This is a genomic window from Acidimicrobiales bacterium (assembly GCA_041394265.1).
Lineage (GTDB): Bacteria > Actinomycetota > Acidimicrobiia > Acidimicrobiales > SZUA-35 > JBBQUN01.
In genome coordinates this window covers 1-16842 of sequence record JAWKIO010000006.1, presented here as the reverse complement: position 1 = coordinate 16842, position 16842 = coordinate 1, and the positions used below count along the sequence as shown (strand labels likewise).

Annotated in this window: 23 protein-coding genes; 8 read left to right on the top strand and 15 right to left on the bottom strand. The window is 66.4% G+C overall.

Annotated features, from left to right (window positions below):
- Nucleotides 1–7: 7 nt before the first annotated feature.
- The 14 genes from R2733_24385 to R2733_24320 form a co-directional block, all read right to left on the bottom strand.
- A complete protein-coding gene (locus tag R2733_24385) occupies nt 8–433 on the bottom strand; it encodes a pilus assembly protein TadG-related protein (protein ID MEZ5379659.1) in 426 nt (141 codons plus the stop codon).
- The gene (locus tag R2733_24380) at nt 430–861 is read right to left on the bottom strand and encodes a TadE/TadG family type IV pilus assembly protein (GenBank protein ID MEZ5379658.1); all 432 of its coding nucleotides are present in this window, start codon (nt 859–861) and stop codon (nt 430–432) included. Before R2733_24380 ends, R2733_24385 begins: the two co-directional genes overlap by 4 nt.
- Nucleotides 858–1280 carry a TadE/TadG family type IV pilus assembly protein gene (locus R2733_24375; GenBank protein ID MEZ5379657.1) on the bottom strand — a complete coding sequence of 141 codons (423 nt, stop codon included), beginning with the start codon at nt 1278–1280 and terminating at the stop codon, nt 858–860. Before R2733_24375 ends, R2733_24380 begins: the two co-directional genes overlap by 4 nt.
- Before the next feature lie 7 nt (nt 1281–1287).
- Nucleotides 1288–1509 (bottom strand): hypothetical protein, encoded by a 222-nt coding sequence (locus R2733_24370; GenBank protein MEZ5379656.1) that lies wholly within the window; start codon nt 1507–1509, stop codon nt 1288–1290.
- 63 nt (nt 1510–1572) lie between these two features.
- Complete coding sequence (locus R2733_24365) at nt 1573–2517, bottom strand: type II secretion system F family protein (protein ID MEZ5379655.1); 945 nt, start codon at nt 2515–2517, stop codon at nt 1573–1575.
- Nucleotides 2514–3380: a type II secretion system F family protein gene (locus R2733_24360; protein MEZ5379654.1), complete on the bottom strand. Its 867-nt coding sequence runs from the start codon at nt 3378–3380 to the stop codon at nt 2514–2516. The genes R2733_24365 and R2733_24360 overlap by 4 nt, the downstream gene beginning before the upstream one ends.
- Nucleotides 3380–4690, bottom strand: a complete 1311-nt coding sequence (locus R2733_24355) for an ATPase, T2SS/T4P/T4SS family (GenBank protein MEZ5379653.1) — start codon at nt 4688–4690, stop codon at nt 3380–3382. The genes R2733_24360 and R2733_24355 overlap by 1 nt, the downstream gene beginning before the upstream one ends.
- Complete coding sequence (locus R2733_24350; protein ID MEZ5379652.1) at nt 4680–5501, bottom strand: hypothetical protein; 822 nt, start codon at nt 5499–5501, stop codon at nt 4680–4682. The genes R2733_24355 and R2733_24350 overlap by 11 nt, the downstream gene beginning before the upstream one ends.
- 1 nt (nt 5502) lies before the next feature.
- Nucleotides 5503–6180, bottom strand: coding sequence for an SAF domain-containing protein (locus R2733_24345; GenBank protein MEZ5379651.1), 678 nt, complete (start codon nt 6178–6180; stop codon nt 5503–5505).
- 7 nt (nt 6181–6187) lie between these two features.
- Nucleotides 6188–7183: a hypothetical protein gene (locus R2733_24340; protein ID MEZ5379650.1), complete on the bottom strand. Its 996-nt coding sequence runs from the start codon at nt 7181–7183 to the stop codon at nt 6188–6190.
- Complete coding sequence (locus R2733_24335) at nt 7141–8133, bottom strand: hypothetical protein (protein MEZ5379649.1); 993 nt, start codon at nt 8131–8133, stop codon at nt 7141–7143. The genes R2733_24340 and R2733_24335 overlap by 43 nt, the downstream gene beginning before the upstream one ends.
- Before the next feature lie 387 nt (nt 8134–8520).
- Nucleotides 8521–8799: a hypothetical protein gene (locus R2733_24330; protein MEZ5379648.1), complete on the bottom strand. Its 279-nt coding sequence runs from the start codon at nt 8797–8799 to the stop codon at nt 8521–8523.
- A 15-nt stretch (nt 8800–8814) separates the two neighbouring features.
- The gene (locus R2733_24325) at nt 8815–9807 is read right to left on the bottom strand and encodes a caspase family protein (protein ID MEZ5379647.1); all 993 of its coding nucleotides are present in this window, start codon (nt 9805–9807) and stop codon (nt 8815–8817) included.
- A gap of 4 nt (nt 9808–9811) precedes the next feature.
- Complete coding sequence (locus tag R2733_24320; GenBank protein ID MEZ5379646.1) at nt 9812–10183, bottom strand: TIR domain-containing protein; 372 nt, start codon at nt 10181–10183, stop codon at nt 9812–9814.
- Nucleotides 10184–10954: 771 nt separating this feature from the next.
- On the opposite strand from R2733_24320, the gene R2733_24315 reads away from it, so the two are divergent.
- The 3 genes from R2733_24315 to R2733_24305 all read left to right on the top strand — a co-directional run bounded on the left by R2733_24315 (nt 10955) and on the right by R2733_24305 (nt 13622).
- The gene (locus R2733_24315) at nt 10955–12142 is read left to right on the top strand and encodes a peptidoglycan DD-metalloendopeptidase family protein (protein ID MEZ5379645.1); all 1188 of its coding nucleotides are present in this window, start codon (nt 10955–10957) and stop codon (nt 12140–12142) included.
- An 11-nt stretch (nt 12143–12153) separates the two neighbouring features.
- A complete protein-coding gene (locus R2733_24310) occupies nt 12154–12360 on the top strand; it encodes a helix-turn-helix domain-containing protein (GenBank protein MEZ5379644.1) in 207 nt (68 codons plus the stop codon).
- 68 nt (nt 12361–12428) lie between these two features.
- Nucleotides 12429–13622 (top strand): site-specific integrase, encoded by a 1194-nt coding sequence (locus R2733_24305; GenBank protein MEZ5379643.1) that lies wholly within the window; start codon nt 12429–12431, stop codon nt 13620–13622.
- A 95-nt stretch (nt 13623–13717) separates the two neighbouring features.
- Here the strand turns inward: R2733_24305 and R2733_24300 are convergent, their stop codons facing one another.
- A complete protein-coding gene (locus R2733_24300; protein ID MEZ5379642.1) occupies nt 13718–14200 on the bottom strand; it encodes a DoxX family protein in 483 nt (160 codons plus the stop codon).
- 41 nt (nt 14201–14241) lie between these two features.
- On the opposite strand from R2733_24300, the gene R2733_24295 reads away from it, so the two are divergent.
- The 5 genes from R2733_24295 (at nt 14242) to R2733_24275 (ending at nt 16666) form a co-directional block, all read left to right on the top strand.
- Nucleotides 14242–14637 (top strand): helix-turn-helix transcriptional regulator, encoded by a 396-nt coding sequence (locus R2733_24295; protein ID MEZ5379641.1) that lies wholly within the window; start codon nt 14242–14244, stop codon nt 14635–14637.
- A 75-nt stretch (nt 14638–14712) separates the two neighbouring features.
- Entirely contained in the window at nt 14713–15114 is a 402-nt protein-coding gene (locus R2733_24290) for a VOC family protein (protein MEZ5379640.1), read from the top strand.
- Nucleotides 15115–15160: 46 nt separating this feature from the next.
- Nucleotides 15161–15400, top strand: a complete 240-nt coding sequence (locus R2733_24285) for a hypothetical protein (protein ID MEZ5379639.1) — start codon at nt 15161–15163, stop codon at nt 15398–15400.
- Nucleotides 15400–15981: a DUF1801 domain-containing protein gene (locus R2733_24280; protein MEZ5379638.1), complete on the top strand. Its 582-nt coding sequence runs from the start codon at nt 15400–15402 to the stop codon at nt 15979–15981. The genes R2733_24285 and R2733_24280 overlap by 1 nt, the downstream gene beginning before the upstream one ends.
- Nucleotides 15982–16042: 61 nt before the next feature.
- Nucleotides 16043–16666: a TIGR03086 family metal-binding protein gene (locus R2733_24275; GenBank protein MEZ5379637.1), complete on the top strand. Its 624-nt coding sequence runs from the start codon at nt 16043–16045 to the stop codon at nt 16664–16666.
- Nucleotides 16667–16842 lie beyond the last annotated feature (176 nt).

Below are 16842 nucleotides of genomic sequence, written 5' to 3'. Positions count from 1 at the left end.
GCGTCCTCTACGTGCCGGTGGTTGCGGTCGCGGACTCGGTGGCCGACACGGTCATGAGTCCCGGAAGGAAGGTGGGATCGAGCGTGATGGTCACGGTCACGGTGACGTCGGTACCAGTGACGTTCACGACTCCCGTGTGGCCGTGCGCGGCCAGGTAGGCCTGAGCCCGTTGGGTTGCGGCGGCCGGGTCGATGGAGGCGACGCCACTGGTTCGGTAGGTGTCCTCGTCGATCATCTGGGCGCCGGCTCGGGCGGCGTTGTCGGCGATGTCACGTGCTTCGCTGAGGGCGCCGAGCTTGCGGCCACCGTCGACGGCGAGGCCGGTCGCCATCAACAGCGCAAGCCCCAGCACGGCGAACAGGATCGACGCTGCGCCTCGTTCGCCCTCAAGGGACGATGCGCCCTGCGTGGCAGCGGATGTCCGGAAGGTCATGCGCCACCTCGATACCGGTCGATCACCTCGGTGGCCGACGCCGTGAAGGCTCGGGAATCGGCGACACCGAGGCTGCCGACGTCGCCGAAGGAGGCGGTACAGGTGATGGTCACGGTCACATCGCCGCCGGGGCCGAAGCGAGCGAGGTCGACGGCGACGACCGGGGTTGGGCAAGACACTCCTGATCGGGACAGGTTGGCGACGGCGACGGAACGTGCGGCTGCGTCGGCCGCTGCCGGGGTGCCTTCGAGGCTGGCGGCTCTGGCCGCTTCCTGTGCGGCGCTGCGGACTTCGTTCTCGGCCTGGACGACTCGTCCGCCGTAGATGGTGAGCGCGACGAACCCGAGGAGCACTGCCGCCATGACGATGGCGAACTCGGTCGCGACCGATCCCCGCTCGTCGCTGCGCCACTGAGCCAGGCGGGTCATCGCTCGTCCGCCGGGATGAAACGCTCGATCGACCCTTGCGCCTGGGCCGAGACGCTCCACGATCCGAAGGGAATGATCGACGGAGCCCGACCGGTAACCGTTGCCGTGACGACGCCACTGGCGAGGTCTCGGGTGACACGGACCTGGACGTCTCGCAGGTTGCCAGCTTGGGAGAGGATCGTGTCCGCCCCGCCGTAGCCATCGGCGTCGGTCGCCGTTGCGACCTGTGCGGCGTCGACCGCTTCCTCGGCGGCGGTGTCGGCCGCCTGCTTGGCGTGCCAGAACAGGGCGACCTGGAACACCAGCATCACGACGATGAGCATCACGGGCATGACGATCGCGATCTCGGTCGACGTGACACCGGCTTCGCCACGCAAACGGCGGCGCGCCGAGTCGACGGTCGGTGCCCTGGTCGTCATCGTCGGCTCAGGGGGCCTGGACGGTGTCGGGGATGTTGTTGGCGTTGGACTGCGCCTTCGACATCAGGATCCCGGTGACCACGACGGCGATGGCGATCAAGCCGGCCATGACGACCGCCATCTCGGTGGAGATCGCTCCACGTTCGTCGCGAACGGCGACGCCGGCCTTGGTCAGGTTGTATTCGATGCCGAATCGCAGGAACTCGACGTGTGCTTTGAGCTGATCCATGGGATCGGTCCTCTCTGGTGTTGGGTCAGTCGGTTGATGGTTGGGCGATCGTCGGGGCGGGGGTCATGGCTGCGCCGCCGTGGGCGTGAAGGTGGTTGCGCCGCCATCGGTGCTGATGGCGTCGATGGCGCCGAAGCCGATGAAGAGGGTGAGGCCGAGGACCATGACGGTGACCGGGACGATCATCTTCTCGGTGCGTGTCTCGGCGTTCGTCTCGATGTCGGCGGCCTGCTGTGCCCGGAGGGCGTCGGCCTTGGCGGCGAGAGACTGGCGGATCTTCGCCCCCTGCCCGCCAGCCAGGCGGACGGAGGCTGCGAGTTCTTGGAGTTCGACGACGCCCATGGTGGCGCCGAGCTCATCGAGGAGATCCCACGGGGGGCGCCCGGTCAGTTCTGCACGGCGCAGCGCGAGGCGGATCTCGTCGAAGGCCCAGCCACCCCCGGCGTTCGCTGCCCCGGTGAGGGCGGTCTCGATACCGCCACCGCCGGCGAGGATGATGGTGACGAGATCGAGCCAGCTCGACAAGGCGTGACGGAACCCTTGTCTGCGTTGCTCGACCTGTTCCGCGAGTGGCAGGTCGGGATAGAGGAAGCCACCTGCGGCGAGGACGATCGCTGCGATGAGGGGAGCTATTGGCGCGACGCTCACCCCGCCTGCGGTGAGCCCCGCGTAGGCAAGCATCGGGAGGGCGAAGCCCGCCGTGGCGGCGAGGAGCTTCTCGTAGGCATGGCGTTCGATGGGCTTGTCGAGCACTCGCAGCTGCTCGGCGAGCGCCCCGCTCTCGGCGAGCCCGAGCGCCGCCATGGCCCGTGCGCTCGAGCGGCCGAGCCGCTGGCGCAGGTCGTCGTGAGCGGGTGCGAGCGGTGCACTGGCCGGGCGCCCGGGCTGACCCAACGCACGAACGGCGACGGCGAGCGGCACCGGTCTCGGTCGTAGCGCCCGGAGGATCAGGAGACAACCGGCGCCGAGACCGGCTCCGATGAGAGCAGCAAACAGCGGACCGTTCATGACTGGCTCCCAGCTACGCGGCCCTCGACTCGATGACGGGCCGAGAACCGTTCGGGCATCTCGACCTGGCTGTAGTGGTTCATGAGCCACGCGCCGCCGACGAAGATCGAGAGGACCAGAGCGAGCCAGAGCTGGCCGACAGCGGAGTCGTACACGTCGAGCAGCGGGCGGGAGAACAGGTAGAGGAAGACGATCACGAAGATGGTGACGCCGGTGACGATGCGGGCCGATGTCCTGATTCGTGCTCGGCCGACCTCGACTCGGAGGCGCATCCGCACATCGCCTCGAATGGACTCGGCGAGTCGGGTGAGGAGCGGCCCGAGGTCGCGGCTCTCCATCCGCACGGCGTTCGTGAGGGCTGCGACCACCATGTCGGCCGATGGGTGGTCGAGGTCGTCACCGAGTCGGGCGAGGGCCTCGGCGAGCGGCATGTCGTCGAGGCGATGGACGAAGCGGCGCACCTCGGCGGCGATCGGAGCCGGAGCCACCGCTGCGGTTGCGATGAGTGCCTGCTCGAGGCCAGCTGCACCGGCCATGTTGTCGCGGATGGTCTCGGTCCACGTAGCGATGGCCTGCGTTCGAGCGATGCCCGTCTCACGAACCTGCTTGCCGCCGAGCAGACGAGGCCCCGAGACCACGAGCGCGAACCCAGCAGCAGCAGCCACTGGCCATCCGGTGATGGCGAGCACGACCAGACCAACGGCGCCCGCCCCGGCGATCCACGGGAGGCGCCCACTTCGGGCAAAGCCTCGGAAGTCGATCACAGCCGGCGGGAGTACTTCCCGGCCTCGGAGGCCCTGGACGATCAGAAGAACGCCGATACCCACTCCGGCCGACAAAGCGGCGAACACGAAGGCGGCCATCAGCGCTCCCACCTTCCCGGTTCGTTCAGCCAACGTCGGTCGAACCCGGCCTGTTCGAGGCGTTCGAGGCGGGCCGGGCTGAACGTGTAGCGGGGTGCCGCCCGACCGGTCTCGTCAGGGCCGTAGATCTCGTTGGTCGACACGAGGTCGCGGTCGGCGCCGGTCACCTCCCGGATGGAGGTCACGACACGCCGGTTGCCGGCGATCCGTGCGACGTGGACGATGGCGTCGATCCCCTGGGCCACGAGCATGTTGGTGGCCGCCGGATCGAAACGTTCCCGTGTCATCGCCAGATACATCTGGAGCCGCCCGAACACACCCTCGGACGAGTCGGCGTGGACGGTGCAAAGCGTCCCGTCGTTACCTTGCGTGCAGGCGAGCAGAAGGGTGAGGGACTCGTCGCCTCGAACCTCTCCGACGATGAGGCGGTCGGGGTTCATGCGCAGGGCGTTGATGGCGAGGTCGTTCATCGTGACTTCGCCGACTCCCTCGACGTTGGCCGGTCGGGCCTCGAGCTCGACCTGATCTGGGTGGAGGTCGGCGAAGTGGTGGAGACCGACTTCGAGGGAGTCCTCCACCGTGATGAGTCGTTCCTCGGGCGGGATCTCGTTGATGAGGCACCGCATGAAGGTGGTCTTCCCGGCCCCGGTGCCGCCGGCGATGATGAGGTTGAACCTCGCCCGGACCATCGCCTTCAAGAGGTGGTGCAGGGGTTCGTTGATCGTGCCGAGATCGATGAGCTGCTTGAGCCGGTTGATGTCGAAGTCGTGTCGCCGGATCGAGATCGCCGGTCGGTTGGCCAGCCAGGCGATGGCGTTGAGTCGATCTCCCGAGGGCAGTTGCAGGTCGAGACGGGGACTGGCCGGATCCCAACGGTGCTCGGATCGACCGCGGCGAGCTGCGGTCTGGATGATCTCGATGAGGTGATCGTCACTATCGGCGACAGGCTCGCCCCGGAACTTGGTGCCTCGCCGGTCGGTGAGCCAGACCGTGTCGTGGCCGTTGATCACAATGTCGGTGATGTTCGGATCGTCGATGTACTGCTGGATGCGACCAAGAGCGAAGAGGTCGTTGAGGACCGATCGGGTGAGCTCGTCCCGTTCGGACTCGGTGGCGAGCGGCCGTCCACTGTTCATCGCTTCGGTGTCGAGCGCGTCGATCTGTCGAGCGATGATGTTGTGGGCGAGCATGCGGCGGTCGTCGCCGCCGATCACGGATCCGGTTCGGTGCTCCGCCTCGGCGACCTGCCGGCTGATCGCATCGCCGACCCTCCGTCGGAGCTCCGCAACCTGAGCACGATCAGCGGCCATTGGAGGCTCCGTTCATCAACATCTCGAACGTCGAGCGACTGATTCGCTTGTCTTCGTCGACAGCGGCTTCCGCCTCAGCCATCTGTTGGGCGACAGGGTGGTGCCGCTTCGCCAAGGTCTCGGCGAGCGCACTGGCGCTCCGGGCCAGCGCCGATCGGCGGAGCCGACTCCCGGCGGCGCCGCCTTCGAGGGCAGCGGCTCCACGGGGGTCGTCGGCGATGACACCGGCGACGTCGTAGCCGAGCGCCTCGCGAACCTCGTCTGCTGAGTGAGGTGCCTGTCCGATGAGGACCCAGCTCAGTCGGTCGTCGGGGACCGGAAGCGAGCGGAGCCGATGGGCCCCAGGCTGGAGTTGCTCGACCGTCGGCCGGGCCACCATGAGGATCACGTCGGCGGCCCGAAGGATGTCCATGTTGGGCGCTTCGGTGCCGAGCCTGCCGATGTCGACGATGACGTCCAGGTCGGACTGTTCGGCCAGCCGGCTAGCGATCATTCCGGCGCTTCGGGCGAGGACCGAGGCCGCTCTGTCGGGGTTGTCGGGCCCGACGATCACGGGGAGTCCGCCCGGGAGGTGTTGGGCATGGCCCCAGAGAGCTTCGGGATCGAGGTGGCGTTGGGCAGCGACTGCGAAGGTGACGAGACCGGGTTCGAGCCCGAGTCCGTAGCGGAGCGCGAGCGTCCCGCCCGAAGCGTCGGCTTCGAGCAGCAGCTTGCGACGATCGCCGGAGGTCGGCCAGGCAGCAGCGACCGCCAGTGCGGTAAGCGTCGAACCGGGTGAGCCCTTGGCGGAGGCGAAGCAGATGAGCGCCATGTCAGGACCCCGCCACTTGTACGAGCCGAACACGATCCTGCGAGGCGGCAGCGACGACGGCGTCGGCTTCGGTGGCTGCCATCGAGACCGAGACGAAGAGCTGGTTCTGGACCCCAATCGGGGTGACGTCGATGACCTCGGCGTCGGCGACCAGGACGACCTCGGTGGTGGCGTCGGTTCCCTTGGGTGTCTCGACGATGCGGACGCGGTCTCCGGGGGCAAGGGTGAGCGTGGGGTACTCGCCAGGATCGAGGGCGAGTCCCACAACCCCGTCGCCGTCAGCGATCAGCGCCTGCTCGGCGAACAAATCGCCCGACACGAGAGTGCCCGGTGCGAGGTCGACCAGTGCGCTGCGTCCGAGGACCAGACCGGACTGGTTGCTTGGCAGTACGTTGAGCGCCTGTTCGCTGGCTACGTCGACCACCATGAGGTCTGCGGCGGTGATCTGTTGCCCGCGCTCGATCGGGTTTCGGACAGCGATGACGGGCTCACGATCCGAGGTCGAGGAGTAGAACCAGGTTCCGACGAGAGCGAAGAGGGCGACGACGAGCAGCCCGACGGTGATCTCCGGCCACTTGCTGCGAGCTGAGCCGTGGTTCGGTGGCTCGATGTCGAAGCGCGTCGGTGGCGATGAGCCGTTGCTGCTCGGCTTGGGCCGGGGTCGGAGTGTCGTGGTCATGGTGTTCCTATCTGCCGGTCTCGATTGCCTGGATCTCGGTCACGTCGAACGAGATCGGGGTGGTTCGGGTGAAGTCGCCGAAGTCGCCCATGTCGTTGCCGTTGAGCCACCAGCGGAAGGTCCACGTGGTGGTGGCTGAGCCGGCCAGTCCCGTGCCCGCGGCGGTGAAGGTGTGCGAGCAGTAGGTGTCGTCGCTGGCCATGCCCGGCGCCCAGGGGACGCCGGGGCCGTTGGCGCACACGACGGTGGTGCCGTCACCGGTGTCCCAGGAGGTCTCGACCGGGCGGGCCTGGACCACGACGGTGACGAAGCCCTGGGACTCCTCCTCCTCGACCGGTTCCCAGTCGTCGGTCACCCAGAGCCAGGTGCTCATGTTGACGACCGATGCCACCTCGCCCCACATGGGAGACGTAGCCGGGGTCGGGGGTTCGGGGTCGATGCGGGCGGCGGCGATGTCACGCAGGGTCAGCGGATCGACCGGTGCGGTCGTGCCGATCACGAGAAGTCCCCACCCCCAGATCTCGACGAGGTCGGCGCCGTCAGCGCCGGCTCCCCGTTGAACGTGGGTGCACTCGACGGTGTGCCAGACGTAGGTGACGGTCGGGTCGAGGCCTCGGGCGATGATGTCCTCGAGCAGGAGCTCGCCCTGGGGGCTGACGGCCGAGACGGTCGATCCCGGTGAGTACGGACGCCACTGGTCGCAGCCGTACCAGTTCCACACGAGAGCAGACGAGACAGTGATGTCGGGCCCCGAACCGGGCGTGTTGCCCCAACACGTGCCGAGGACGGCGCCGCCATTCTGGTCGATCGCCGCTCCACCGCCTCCGGTGTCCGGGCACGCAGGGGTGATCGGCAACGGGTTGATCGGTGCCGGCGGGCCCGGATCGGGCGGCGTCGGCTGTGCAGCGACGGGCGCGGCGACAAGTGTCAGCGTCGCCGTGACCGCCGCGAACGCGGCGGCTACACGACCGGCAAGCCCTGCGGTGTCGGTGCCGAGTCGCATGACACGTCCGCCTGTCCCTGCACATCGGAGACCTTCCAGGCCCCGTCTTCGAGCACCATCACCGCCGAGGTGAGGTCGCGTTGGCCGTCCCGCACGGTCGGAATGTCGTCAAGACGCTCACCCGTCTCGACCACGAAGAGACCCCGGCCCGTGTCCTGCTCGCTGCAGTCGAGGATGGCGATCTCGGTGGCCGAGCGGACCTCGATGATCTCGGGGTGTGTTGTCGGCCTTCCGCGCAGGACGAGGCCCCGGTCGGCGTGATCGACGAGGAGCCCTTCGATGAGGTCGAGGTGGGCGCCGGTCATCGTCTCGTCGACGAGCGGGCTCGACGGATCGGCTGGATCCCAGAACTCGACCCGGGCGTCCCAGTACGCCTCGTAGCCGGCGATCGCTTCGGTCGCGATCGCCGATGGAACGCAGCCGATCTCGGAGTTGAGCGTGATGGATGTGATCGTCCACGCGCCGTCGACCGCCTCGGCCGTGCCCGAGTACCAGATCGTGGCGTTGCCGGCCTTGGGTGTCTCGAAGATGCAGTCGCTGACGGCAACCGTGCCGTCCGCATGGGGTTCCGTGACCGGGTTGTTCTCGAACAATCTCGGCGTGCTGGCGACGTCCGACGCCAGGGTCGGGTTGTAGATAGTGGCGAGCTGCTCGACGACGGATGGGCTGGCGACGGCCAGCATCTCCTCCGACGCAGCGTCGGCGTCGGTCACCAGCCTCTCGGTGCCATCCCAGAGCTGAAGCCATGCCTCGGTGGCACCAGCAGGGTCGGGAGCCGCGGTGGGCGCCGGGGTACTCGTCGGGGGCGCTGTCGTCGCAGCCACGGTCGCCTCGCTAGTCGGCGTGGTCCCTGCGGTGGGTTCGGCGATCGTGTCGTCGCCACTGCTGCATGCGGCGAGCAGCGCTGCGGCGAGAAGGGTCAGAACGACAGGGCGATGGGTCAGGCGCACGGCGGTTCTCCTCGAGGAGGCGAGGCCCGTGCTCGCGACGATCGAGAAGCTGCCGGCGCGGCCGAACCTCGCAGGTTCAGCTGGTGTCGTCGACGGTACAAACCCGTCGTGACAGCCATCCGTCACCGTCGCACCTCCCCTGGCATCGCCCGATCCGCCACCGATTCGCGCTCTCCGCGCGATTCAGCCTGTGGATAACCACGGAACCAGGTGACCTCGGTCACCGTCAAGGGTTTTGGTGCGAATCGCCCAACGTGCATGCCCCATCTGTGGCCCGTCCGAATCGGCCGTTGGGACACCTCTCAGGGAAGTCCTCCAAGGTTCCGTGCTAGGGAGCCCTGGATTCCGCACTCGCTCCCCTCTGCGACGAAGGCGACGCGCTCGAAGCTACGAATCCGAGTCGCGAACTTGCTCGACGGCTGCGGTGATGGTCGGCAAGTAGCGCCGCACTTGCTCGCGGTCGCTCTCCTTCTCAGCCTCTGACAGGTATGCATAGGGGCGGTCGATCTGATCCGTCCACCGTTCGACCAGCTCGGCTGGGATCCGAAGAGAGCCATCCACATCCGGCTCACACTGGCTATGGACGTACCGCTGCCAGTGAGCCCACCGCTCGTGCTCGATGGCGGACAGCCGCTCGAGCAGCTCGTCGCCCGTCAGCGCGGCCAAGACACGATCCCACACCTAGATCAGCCCTTCGTTTACTAAGTTCCAATAGTGCTGACCCAGAACCGTCAGTTCGCAGCTCCTGCTCTCCATCGCAGCATTCCACATATGCGGGGCGACAACCGGTCGAACAAGATTCACACGCACACAGCTTTGCAGAATGCGGAAGTCGGCTGTATGCACGGGATCGGGATCTGGTATGCGGGGATCGCTGATCTCATCAGATGATCGTTGAGGTTCGTAGGTCGGGTCCAGCGGGAACTCAAAATCCGGACTGGGAAAGAGTCGACCAAGGGCTTGCAGGTCATCAAGGGCGATCGGCGGCAGTGCTTTGCGGAGCGATACAAAAGTCTTGACGTTGGTTCGAAATACAGGCCTCTGCGCCCACGGACCCAGAGATTGGTCGACGTGCGCATAGATGCTCCCCGGCGTAATATCACCTACCAAGTTCGCCGCCGCTCCGTGCAGCGCATCGACGAAGAGGCTGGTGAAGACGCCTGCCCCTCCACCTTCCTTCTCGTACGCCACCTGGTCTGCAGTTGATGCCGTCAGTATCGTCAGTCCCTCCGCCAACTCTGCCAGGTTTCGCATAATCGGATTGGTACCCGCTGCACCGCTGTGACAGCTATCGAGGATTATCACCTTGTTCGTCGCTGCCGATTTATTCGCGAGAGTCATCACCTCATGGAGGGACACACCGTCATCGCCGGTTTCAGAATCACTCGCGCAAAGAAATCCGCCTGTATCCTCGACGTAGCCGTGGCCGGCGAAATAAAGGAGGGCGATCTCCGAATCCCCTTCAAATAGCTGTCGGATAGCCTGCTTGAGCTGCACCTTGGAAATGGCCGTCCCCTCGTCCACCGCCGTCATCACCTGCGGCGAAGGGAAGTTCAACGTGCCATCAGCGTGTCGAGTAAGGACGGACTCGACGCTACGGGCGTCGTACACACAGCCCGACAGGTGAGAGATCGCGTTGTAAAAGTCGATGCCAACAATAAGAGCCTTGCGCATCGGCTTACAGCGAATCTATGAACGAGCTGATATTGGAATCGTTCCATACGAAAGTGGCGACGCCGCTCAAGCTCGTTCGGTCAGTCGAATAGGCCCATATACCGCGGACCGGCTTCTTCTCTGCTCTCGCACACTCAATCTCCCACTTCTGCCCCGTCGATTTCAGCGAGTTCCTGCTCACAAGAACGATGACACCGTCGGACCTACGAATCCGCGTCCGAACCTTCTCCTTCCATGCCGAGGCGTAGGGTTCCTTCACGGACATGTCGACGAATTCGTACGGGGCGCGGGGGTGGAGGGACTGGCCTTTGAGAAGATCACGCTGGCGTTGATCCTCGATTGCGAAGGCCACGAATACTACTTTCTTAGATGTCATGCACTTCCCTTCGAATACAAAACTACTGACCCAATCTAGACTTCAGATTGCGATGAAAGTCGGCCCAACCGCCTCGCGCTGCCGAGGCCGTGACCGACCTAGTCTCTCGGTCGAACCGGCGAGCCTCCTCGACGTAAGTAGCTATTTCGCCCGACCGAGACATGAACGGCCACGTACGCAAGTAGTCAGGCAGGAGCGAGGGCTGCGAGGTGAACGAGGCGAGCGGCATGGTTCGTTCACTTGCCACGCCGATCTCCCACGGAACCCACCAGGACTTGGCGGTCGCCTGCGACACGACGGCGATCAAATGGCTACAGGTCGCCATTCGTGATCGAATCTGAGCAGCCAGCTCCGGCCCTCGCAGGAGCCGGTCATCGAGAACATCCAGGTAAGCGGGAACGCCCAAGGCCTCGAGAGCCTGGACGACAGTCCGCGCGAGGTTGGCGTCGGAGTCCTTGTGCGAAACGAACACCTTCATGTGCTCCAGCGTAGACAGAGGGTGTGACAGCCTCTGTCTGCCCGTTGGGTGAGCCCACTCGGGCGACGCACGTTGGGCGCATCGAAGGGCGTGTCCCAATCACTGGGGTCGACGGGCCACAGATGAGGCATGCATCGTCGGCTCGTAGCTCGGATCGCTAGGCACGCCGCTATCGGCGGCGGCCGGTCCCCTCTGACGAGTCTCGGCCTGCTCCTCCACCACCGAGACGGGGACCGCTTCGAACTGGCCCGGCCGGTCTGGATGCGGGAAGGTGAATCGCTTGGGGGCGGCAGATGATCGCGAAGCTCCTCTTCGGCGGACTCGCCGTCCTCGCCACGCCGCTCGCAGCGGTGTTCGGACTCTCCGCCCTCGCCGCCGGGACCGCCAGCGCATCAGCATCGGATGGCCATGCCCTCTTCGACCCCTCGGAAGACGCTGTCGCGGACATCCCGCCTCTGCTGCTGCAGCTCTACGCCGCCCAGTCCGCGGCGTGCCCGGGGCTTCCGTGGCAGGTCGTTGCCGGGATCGGCAAGATCGAGTCCGATCACGGACGATTCGGCGGCGCGACGCTCCAGCCCGACGGCACCATCAGCCCCGCCATCATCGGCATCCCGCTCAACGGCACCAACGGCACCGCCCGCATCCCCGATACCGACGACGGCCGCTACGACGGTGACACCTTGTGGGACCGGGCCGTCGGTCCGTTCCAGTTCATCCCCTCGTCCTGGGCGATCTTCGGCCAAGACGGCAACCGCGACGGCATCCGGGACCCCAACAACGTCCACGACGCCATCCCCGCCGCCGTAGCTCACCTCTGCCCGCATGGCCGGGTCGACGACATAGAAGCCGCAATCTTCGCCTACAACCGCTCACGCGCCTACGTCGACCTGGTCCTCGAATGGGCCGCCCGCTACACCGGCACCCTCTCGTCGATCGGGCCCGTCGTCGCCGGCTACGCCTACCCCGCCCCTGTCGCCTACGCCACCGAAGCGATCGCCGTCCGCAGCCACCACGACTACCCGGCCCACGACATCGGACTGCCGGTCGGCACGCCGCTCTTCGCGATCGTCGACGGACGGGTCACTACATCCATCGGCGACGCCGGCGTCTATCCGGCGAGCGGTGGCCGTTGCGGCAACACCGTCATCATCGCCGGGACCGACGGCGCCATCTACACCTACTGCCACCTCTCCACCGTCGCCGTCGCAGTCGGCGACGACGTCACCGCCGGACAGACCATCGGCCTCAGCGGCGGACAGCCGGGCACCCCCGGTGCCGGCAACACCACCGGACCCCACCTCCACCTTGGCATCCGCGCCTACGGCCAAGCCGTCTGCCCCCAACCCCTCCTGCTCGCCATCCTCCGCGGCACGCCGATCCCACCGACGGCAGCGCCCACCAGCGGCTGCTACCACCCCGGACCCGCCACCGACTGGCCTACCTGGCTCGACAACGCCCTCGCCCGCACAACCACACCATGAAAGGAACACCCATGAGCACCGTCGACGAACTCAACCAAGGCCTCATCGACATCGGCGACGTCGCCACCCTCCTCGGCCGATCCGAACGATTCGTCCGCCGCCTCGTCGAAGAGAACCGCATCTCGTTCATCAAGGTTGGCAAGTACGTGATGTTCCGCCGCTCCGACGTCGAGGACTGGATCGACGCCCGCACCGTCCCCCAGAAGCACTTCGACTGAACCGGCCGATTCGCGTCACACCATCGACCTAGCGTCACCAGCACGACCCGACCGGGAAGGACACCGTCATGGCCAGCATCCAGCCGCGCACCACACCATCAGGCGAACGCCGATGGGACGTCTACTACCGCGGGCCCGACGGCAAGCAGCGCAAGAAGACCTACAAGCGAAAGGTCGACGCCCAGCGCTACGCCAACACCGTCGAAGCCGACATCGTCCGCCACGACTGGGTCGACCCCCAACGCGGCCGACAGCCCTTCGGCGAATGGGCCGAGAAGTGGATCGAGACCACCGCCCACCTCAAGCCCAAGACACGGGAGAGCTACGACTCGATTCTGCGAAACCATCTCCTCCCCGAGTTCGGCGACCGCGCCATCGGGTCGATCGACCACCCCGAGGTGCTCACCTTCCTCGCCCGGCTCTCCGCCCAAGGCAAGGGCGCCGGCACCGTCCGCAACATCCGCGACGTCATGCGACTCGTCTTCAAGCTCGCCGTCCGCTCCGGCGTGGTGAAGAACAACCCCGTCATGGACATCAAAGCACCCCGACCGGTGAAGCAGGAGATGATCTTCCTCACCGACGACCAGGTCATGACCCTCGCCGAAGCGATCCAGGACCCGCCCCCGCTCCAGCGTGGCGCCAGTCACCGAGAAGGCGGCTACCCCGACTACGCCCTCCTCGTCCGCTTCGCCGCCTACACCGGACTCCGAGCCGGCGAAATCGGCGCGCTCCGCGTCTCGAGGATCAACCTCATGCGCCGCCGCGTCGAAGTCTCCGAATCGGCCGACGAGGCCTACGGCGGCTTCAACATCGGCCCTACCAAGACCTACTCCCGCCGCTCCGTCGGACTACCCGAACCCCTCGTCGCCGAACTCACCCCCTACCTCGCCACCAAGAAGCAGAACGACCTCGTCTTCGAGGGCCCCGACGGCGGGCCACTCCGCCACTCCAACTGGTACCCCCGCCACTTCCAGCCCGCCGTCCTCCGATCCGGTCTTCCCAACGGCACCAGATTCCACGATCTCAGGCACACCTACGCGGCGTTCCTCATCGCCGAGGGCGCTCACCCTCGAGCGATCATGGAACGGATGGGCCACTCCACGATCAACGTCACCCTCGGCACCTACGGCCACCTCTTCCCCGCCATCGACGCCCAACTCGACCAGGCGCTCGGTGCCCGATGGAACAATGCCCGACCGCTACCGGACGCAGAGGTCTCAACCCTCCACCATCCGAACCGCGGATCGACGACAGGCCCTTAGGGATTCACCGGGGTGGGTGCCCGGCGACCAGGGAGTCCCTCGTCCAGGGTCAGGGGCTCAGCGCGCCGCAAGGACTGCGGACAGGCACAGGTCGCTCACGCGGAACCACTACCGGACTCAATCTCCCTTTCGGATCGGTTGACCGTCGTGTGGGTCCTGATCCCGGTTGCGACGAGGGCGAGGATTGCGTAGCCGGCGGCGATGCCGTAGCCGTCGGCGTCCTCGCGGAGGTGGAACAGGACGGCACCCGCGTAGTAGGCGAAGAGCCCGATCGTGGCGGCAATCCCAAGCCTTGGCCATCGGATCAGCCCAGCGATCGCTCCGGTGGCGCCAGCAATCTGGATAAACGGCAGAGCGTCTCGCAGGACACCGTGGACGCCGACGTCGTCGAGAAGCTCTTCGACTTCGTCCAGGCCGGCCAGTTTGCCCGCCGCCGAGAACAGCGTGGCAGCCGCCAGTACCGACGTGAGCGCGATCCCGAGTCTTCTCATGTGCTCCTCCGAGGTGACGTCATTCGAGGTCGACGGTAGAGAGCGCGTGGGAGGACCCACTTCTCTGATCCTGACCGATGCGAACACCCCCGCTCGTTGCCCGGCGGGCTTGTCGCTACGGTCGAGGGATGACGCCCGATCGGCTCGCCGAGTTGGCGAGCCTGCGACGAGCCCGAGACTTCATCGACCAGCACTACATGCAGCCGCTCGACGTTCCGGCGATGGCCGAGGCTGCGTTCATGTCGGCTGGCCATTTCTCGCGGCGGTTCCGCGACGCCTACTCCGAAACGCCCTACAGCTATCTGATGACCCGCAGGATCGAACGCGCCCAGGCCCTGCTCAGGTCGGGCAGTTCGGTCACTGACGCCTGCTTCGCTGTTGGGTGTACGTCGCTGGGTTCGTTCAGCGCTCGGTTCTCCGAGATCGTGGGGATGAGCCCATCCGCGTACAAGCGGCTCGATCACCGTGATCTCGAGGCCGTCCCACCGTGTGTGGCGATGCACCACCTCCGACCGACTCGGTAGCCGTCACCCGCATGGCGGCCGATCGGTCAGGATCGGAGAAGCCCCGGTGCGGATCTCCTCGTAGCGTTGCCTGCCATGAGCGTTGTTGTCTCCACCATGTTCATCCCGGTGCACGATCCCGAAGAAGCGCTGGCCTTCTACCGCGATGCGCTCGGCCTCGAAGTGCGCAACGACGTCAAGCGGGGTGACTTCCGTTGGGTCACCGTCGGTGCGCCCGGGCAGGCTGTCGATGTCGTGTTGTCCCAGCCCCACGGCGGGCGATCCCAACAAGACGGTGACGCCCTGCTTGAGCTCGTCACCAAGGGTTCGATCCAGGCGGCCATCTTCTCGGCTGCTGATCTCGACGAGACCTTCGAGAGGATCCGGGCTTCCGGTGCCGCTGAGGTGCTGCAGGAACCGAAGTCGCAGCCTTGGGGAGTGCGGGACTGCGCGTTTCGTGACCCCTCCGGAAACCTGGTCCGCATCGCCCAAGCCTGACCCACCCCGCCCCAATGCCGCATCGAGTCCTGGAGAACACGCCCTGATGAAGACGATGACCTGCCAACAGCTCGGAGGTCCCTGTGGCCAGGAACACCACGGCGACACCGCCGACGAGATCATCAGCGCCCAAGACGCCCACCTCAAAGAGATGGTCGCCTCCGGAGACGAGGAACACCGTCCGGCACGCGACGACATGAAGTCACGGTGGCGCCGTCCGGTCTCCGGGATGCGCTGGTACCGGCAAGCCAAGAAGGACTTCGCCGAACTCCCGGAACAGCAGTAGTGGAGGACTTCCCCGACGTCGACGCCTACCTGGCCGCCTCCACCCAGTGGCCCGACGAGATCACCGCGATCCGGCCAGTGCTGCTCGCCTGCGGGCTGGACGAAGAGATCAAGTGGGGCAAGCCCTGCTACTGCCTCGATGACGCGAACATCGTCCTGCTGCAGGAGTTCTCCGACCACCTCGCCCTCATGTTCTTCAAAGGTGTCCTCCTCGACGACCCCGACGGCGTGCTCCACGCCCAAGGACCGCACACCCACGGCCCCAAGCGCATGCGCTTCACCTCCGTGGCCGACGTCGAGGAGCTCGCCGCCACCATCACCGCCTACGTCCGAGAAGCCATCGGGCACGAAGAGGCCGGCACCGAACTCCCCGAACGACCCGACGAGGAACTCGCGCCCGAGCTCGTCGAACGGCTCGCAGCCCACGATCAGTTGGCCGAAGCGTTCTACGACCTCACCCCCGGCCGCCAACGCGAGTACAACCTCTACGTCTCCGGGGCGAAACAAGCCAGCACCCGGGAGAGCCGCATCGACAAGATCACCCCCCGCATCCTCGCCGGCAAGGGACTCCGAGACCGATAGCCCGCCCGGTCTGATGAGACAAGGTTCCGAGCACGCCGGATCCTGCGCGATCCTGGGCTCGATGTACCCGGCAGCATTGGCAGAAGCGCTCGAAGCCCAGGTGACAGTGGGTCAGGCCATCGAGACCGTTGACCTCGGCCTCGACTCGCGATGCCCCGGCTGGCAGGTGCGAGACGTCCTGAACCACTCGATCGCCGTGACGCTGAAGTTCGCAGCTTTCGCTCGTGGCGACACCGACGCTCCCCGAACCCCCAAAGGGGACCACCTCGGAACCGACCATCGAGCAGCGCTCCGCAACGCTGCTACCACCGCAAGGGACGCCTGGCTCGGCACCGACCTCACCCGAACCTGCCATCTCCCGTTCGGCTCGTACCCGGCATCCATCGCCGCCGGTATCAACCTGTTCGACGTCCTCGCTCACTGCTGGGACATCGCGGGGCCCACCCGAAACCAGCTCGCGATTCCGAACCGCCTCTGGGAAGATGGTCTGACCGCAGCCCACGCCGTCATCGGACACGAGCGCGACCTCGACCACTACAGCGCCGAGATCGACGTAGCCGCCACCGCGTCACCCGCCGAGAAGTTCCTCGCGTTCCTCGGCCGCGCCGAAGAGCCGCTCGAGCCGAAGCACGACGGCGAAGCTGACCCACGAGCGGAGCTGCCGGACGATGCGTCGCCAGCCTGACCTGGCGCGGCGGCGATCGAAACATGCGCTCTCGAAACCCCACGCCCACACTCCTGATCGGACCCGAAACAGGCTTGTACGGGCTCGACCCCATGCGCGCGGAGCGTGACCATCGCCGAGACTGCGCCGTGGCCCACGCCCGCTCGACTCGCCCCCGTGTTACCTGTCCGTTACCT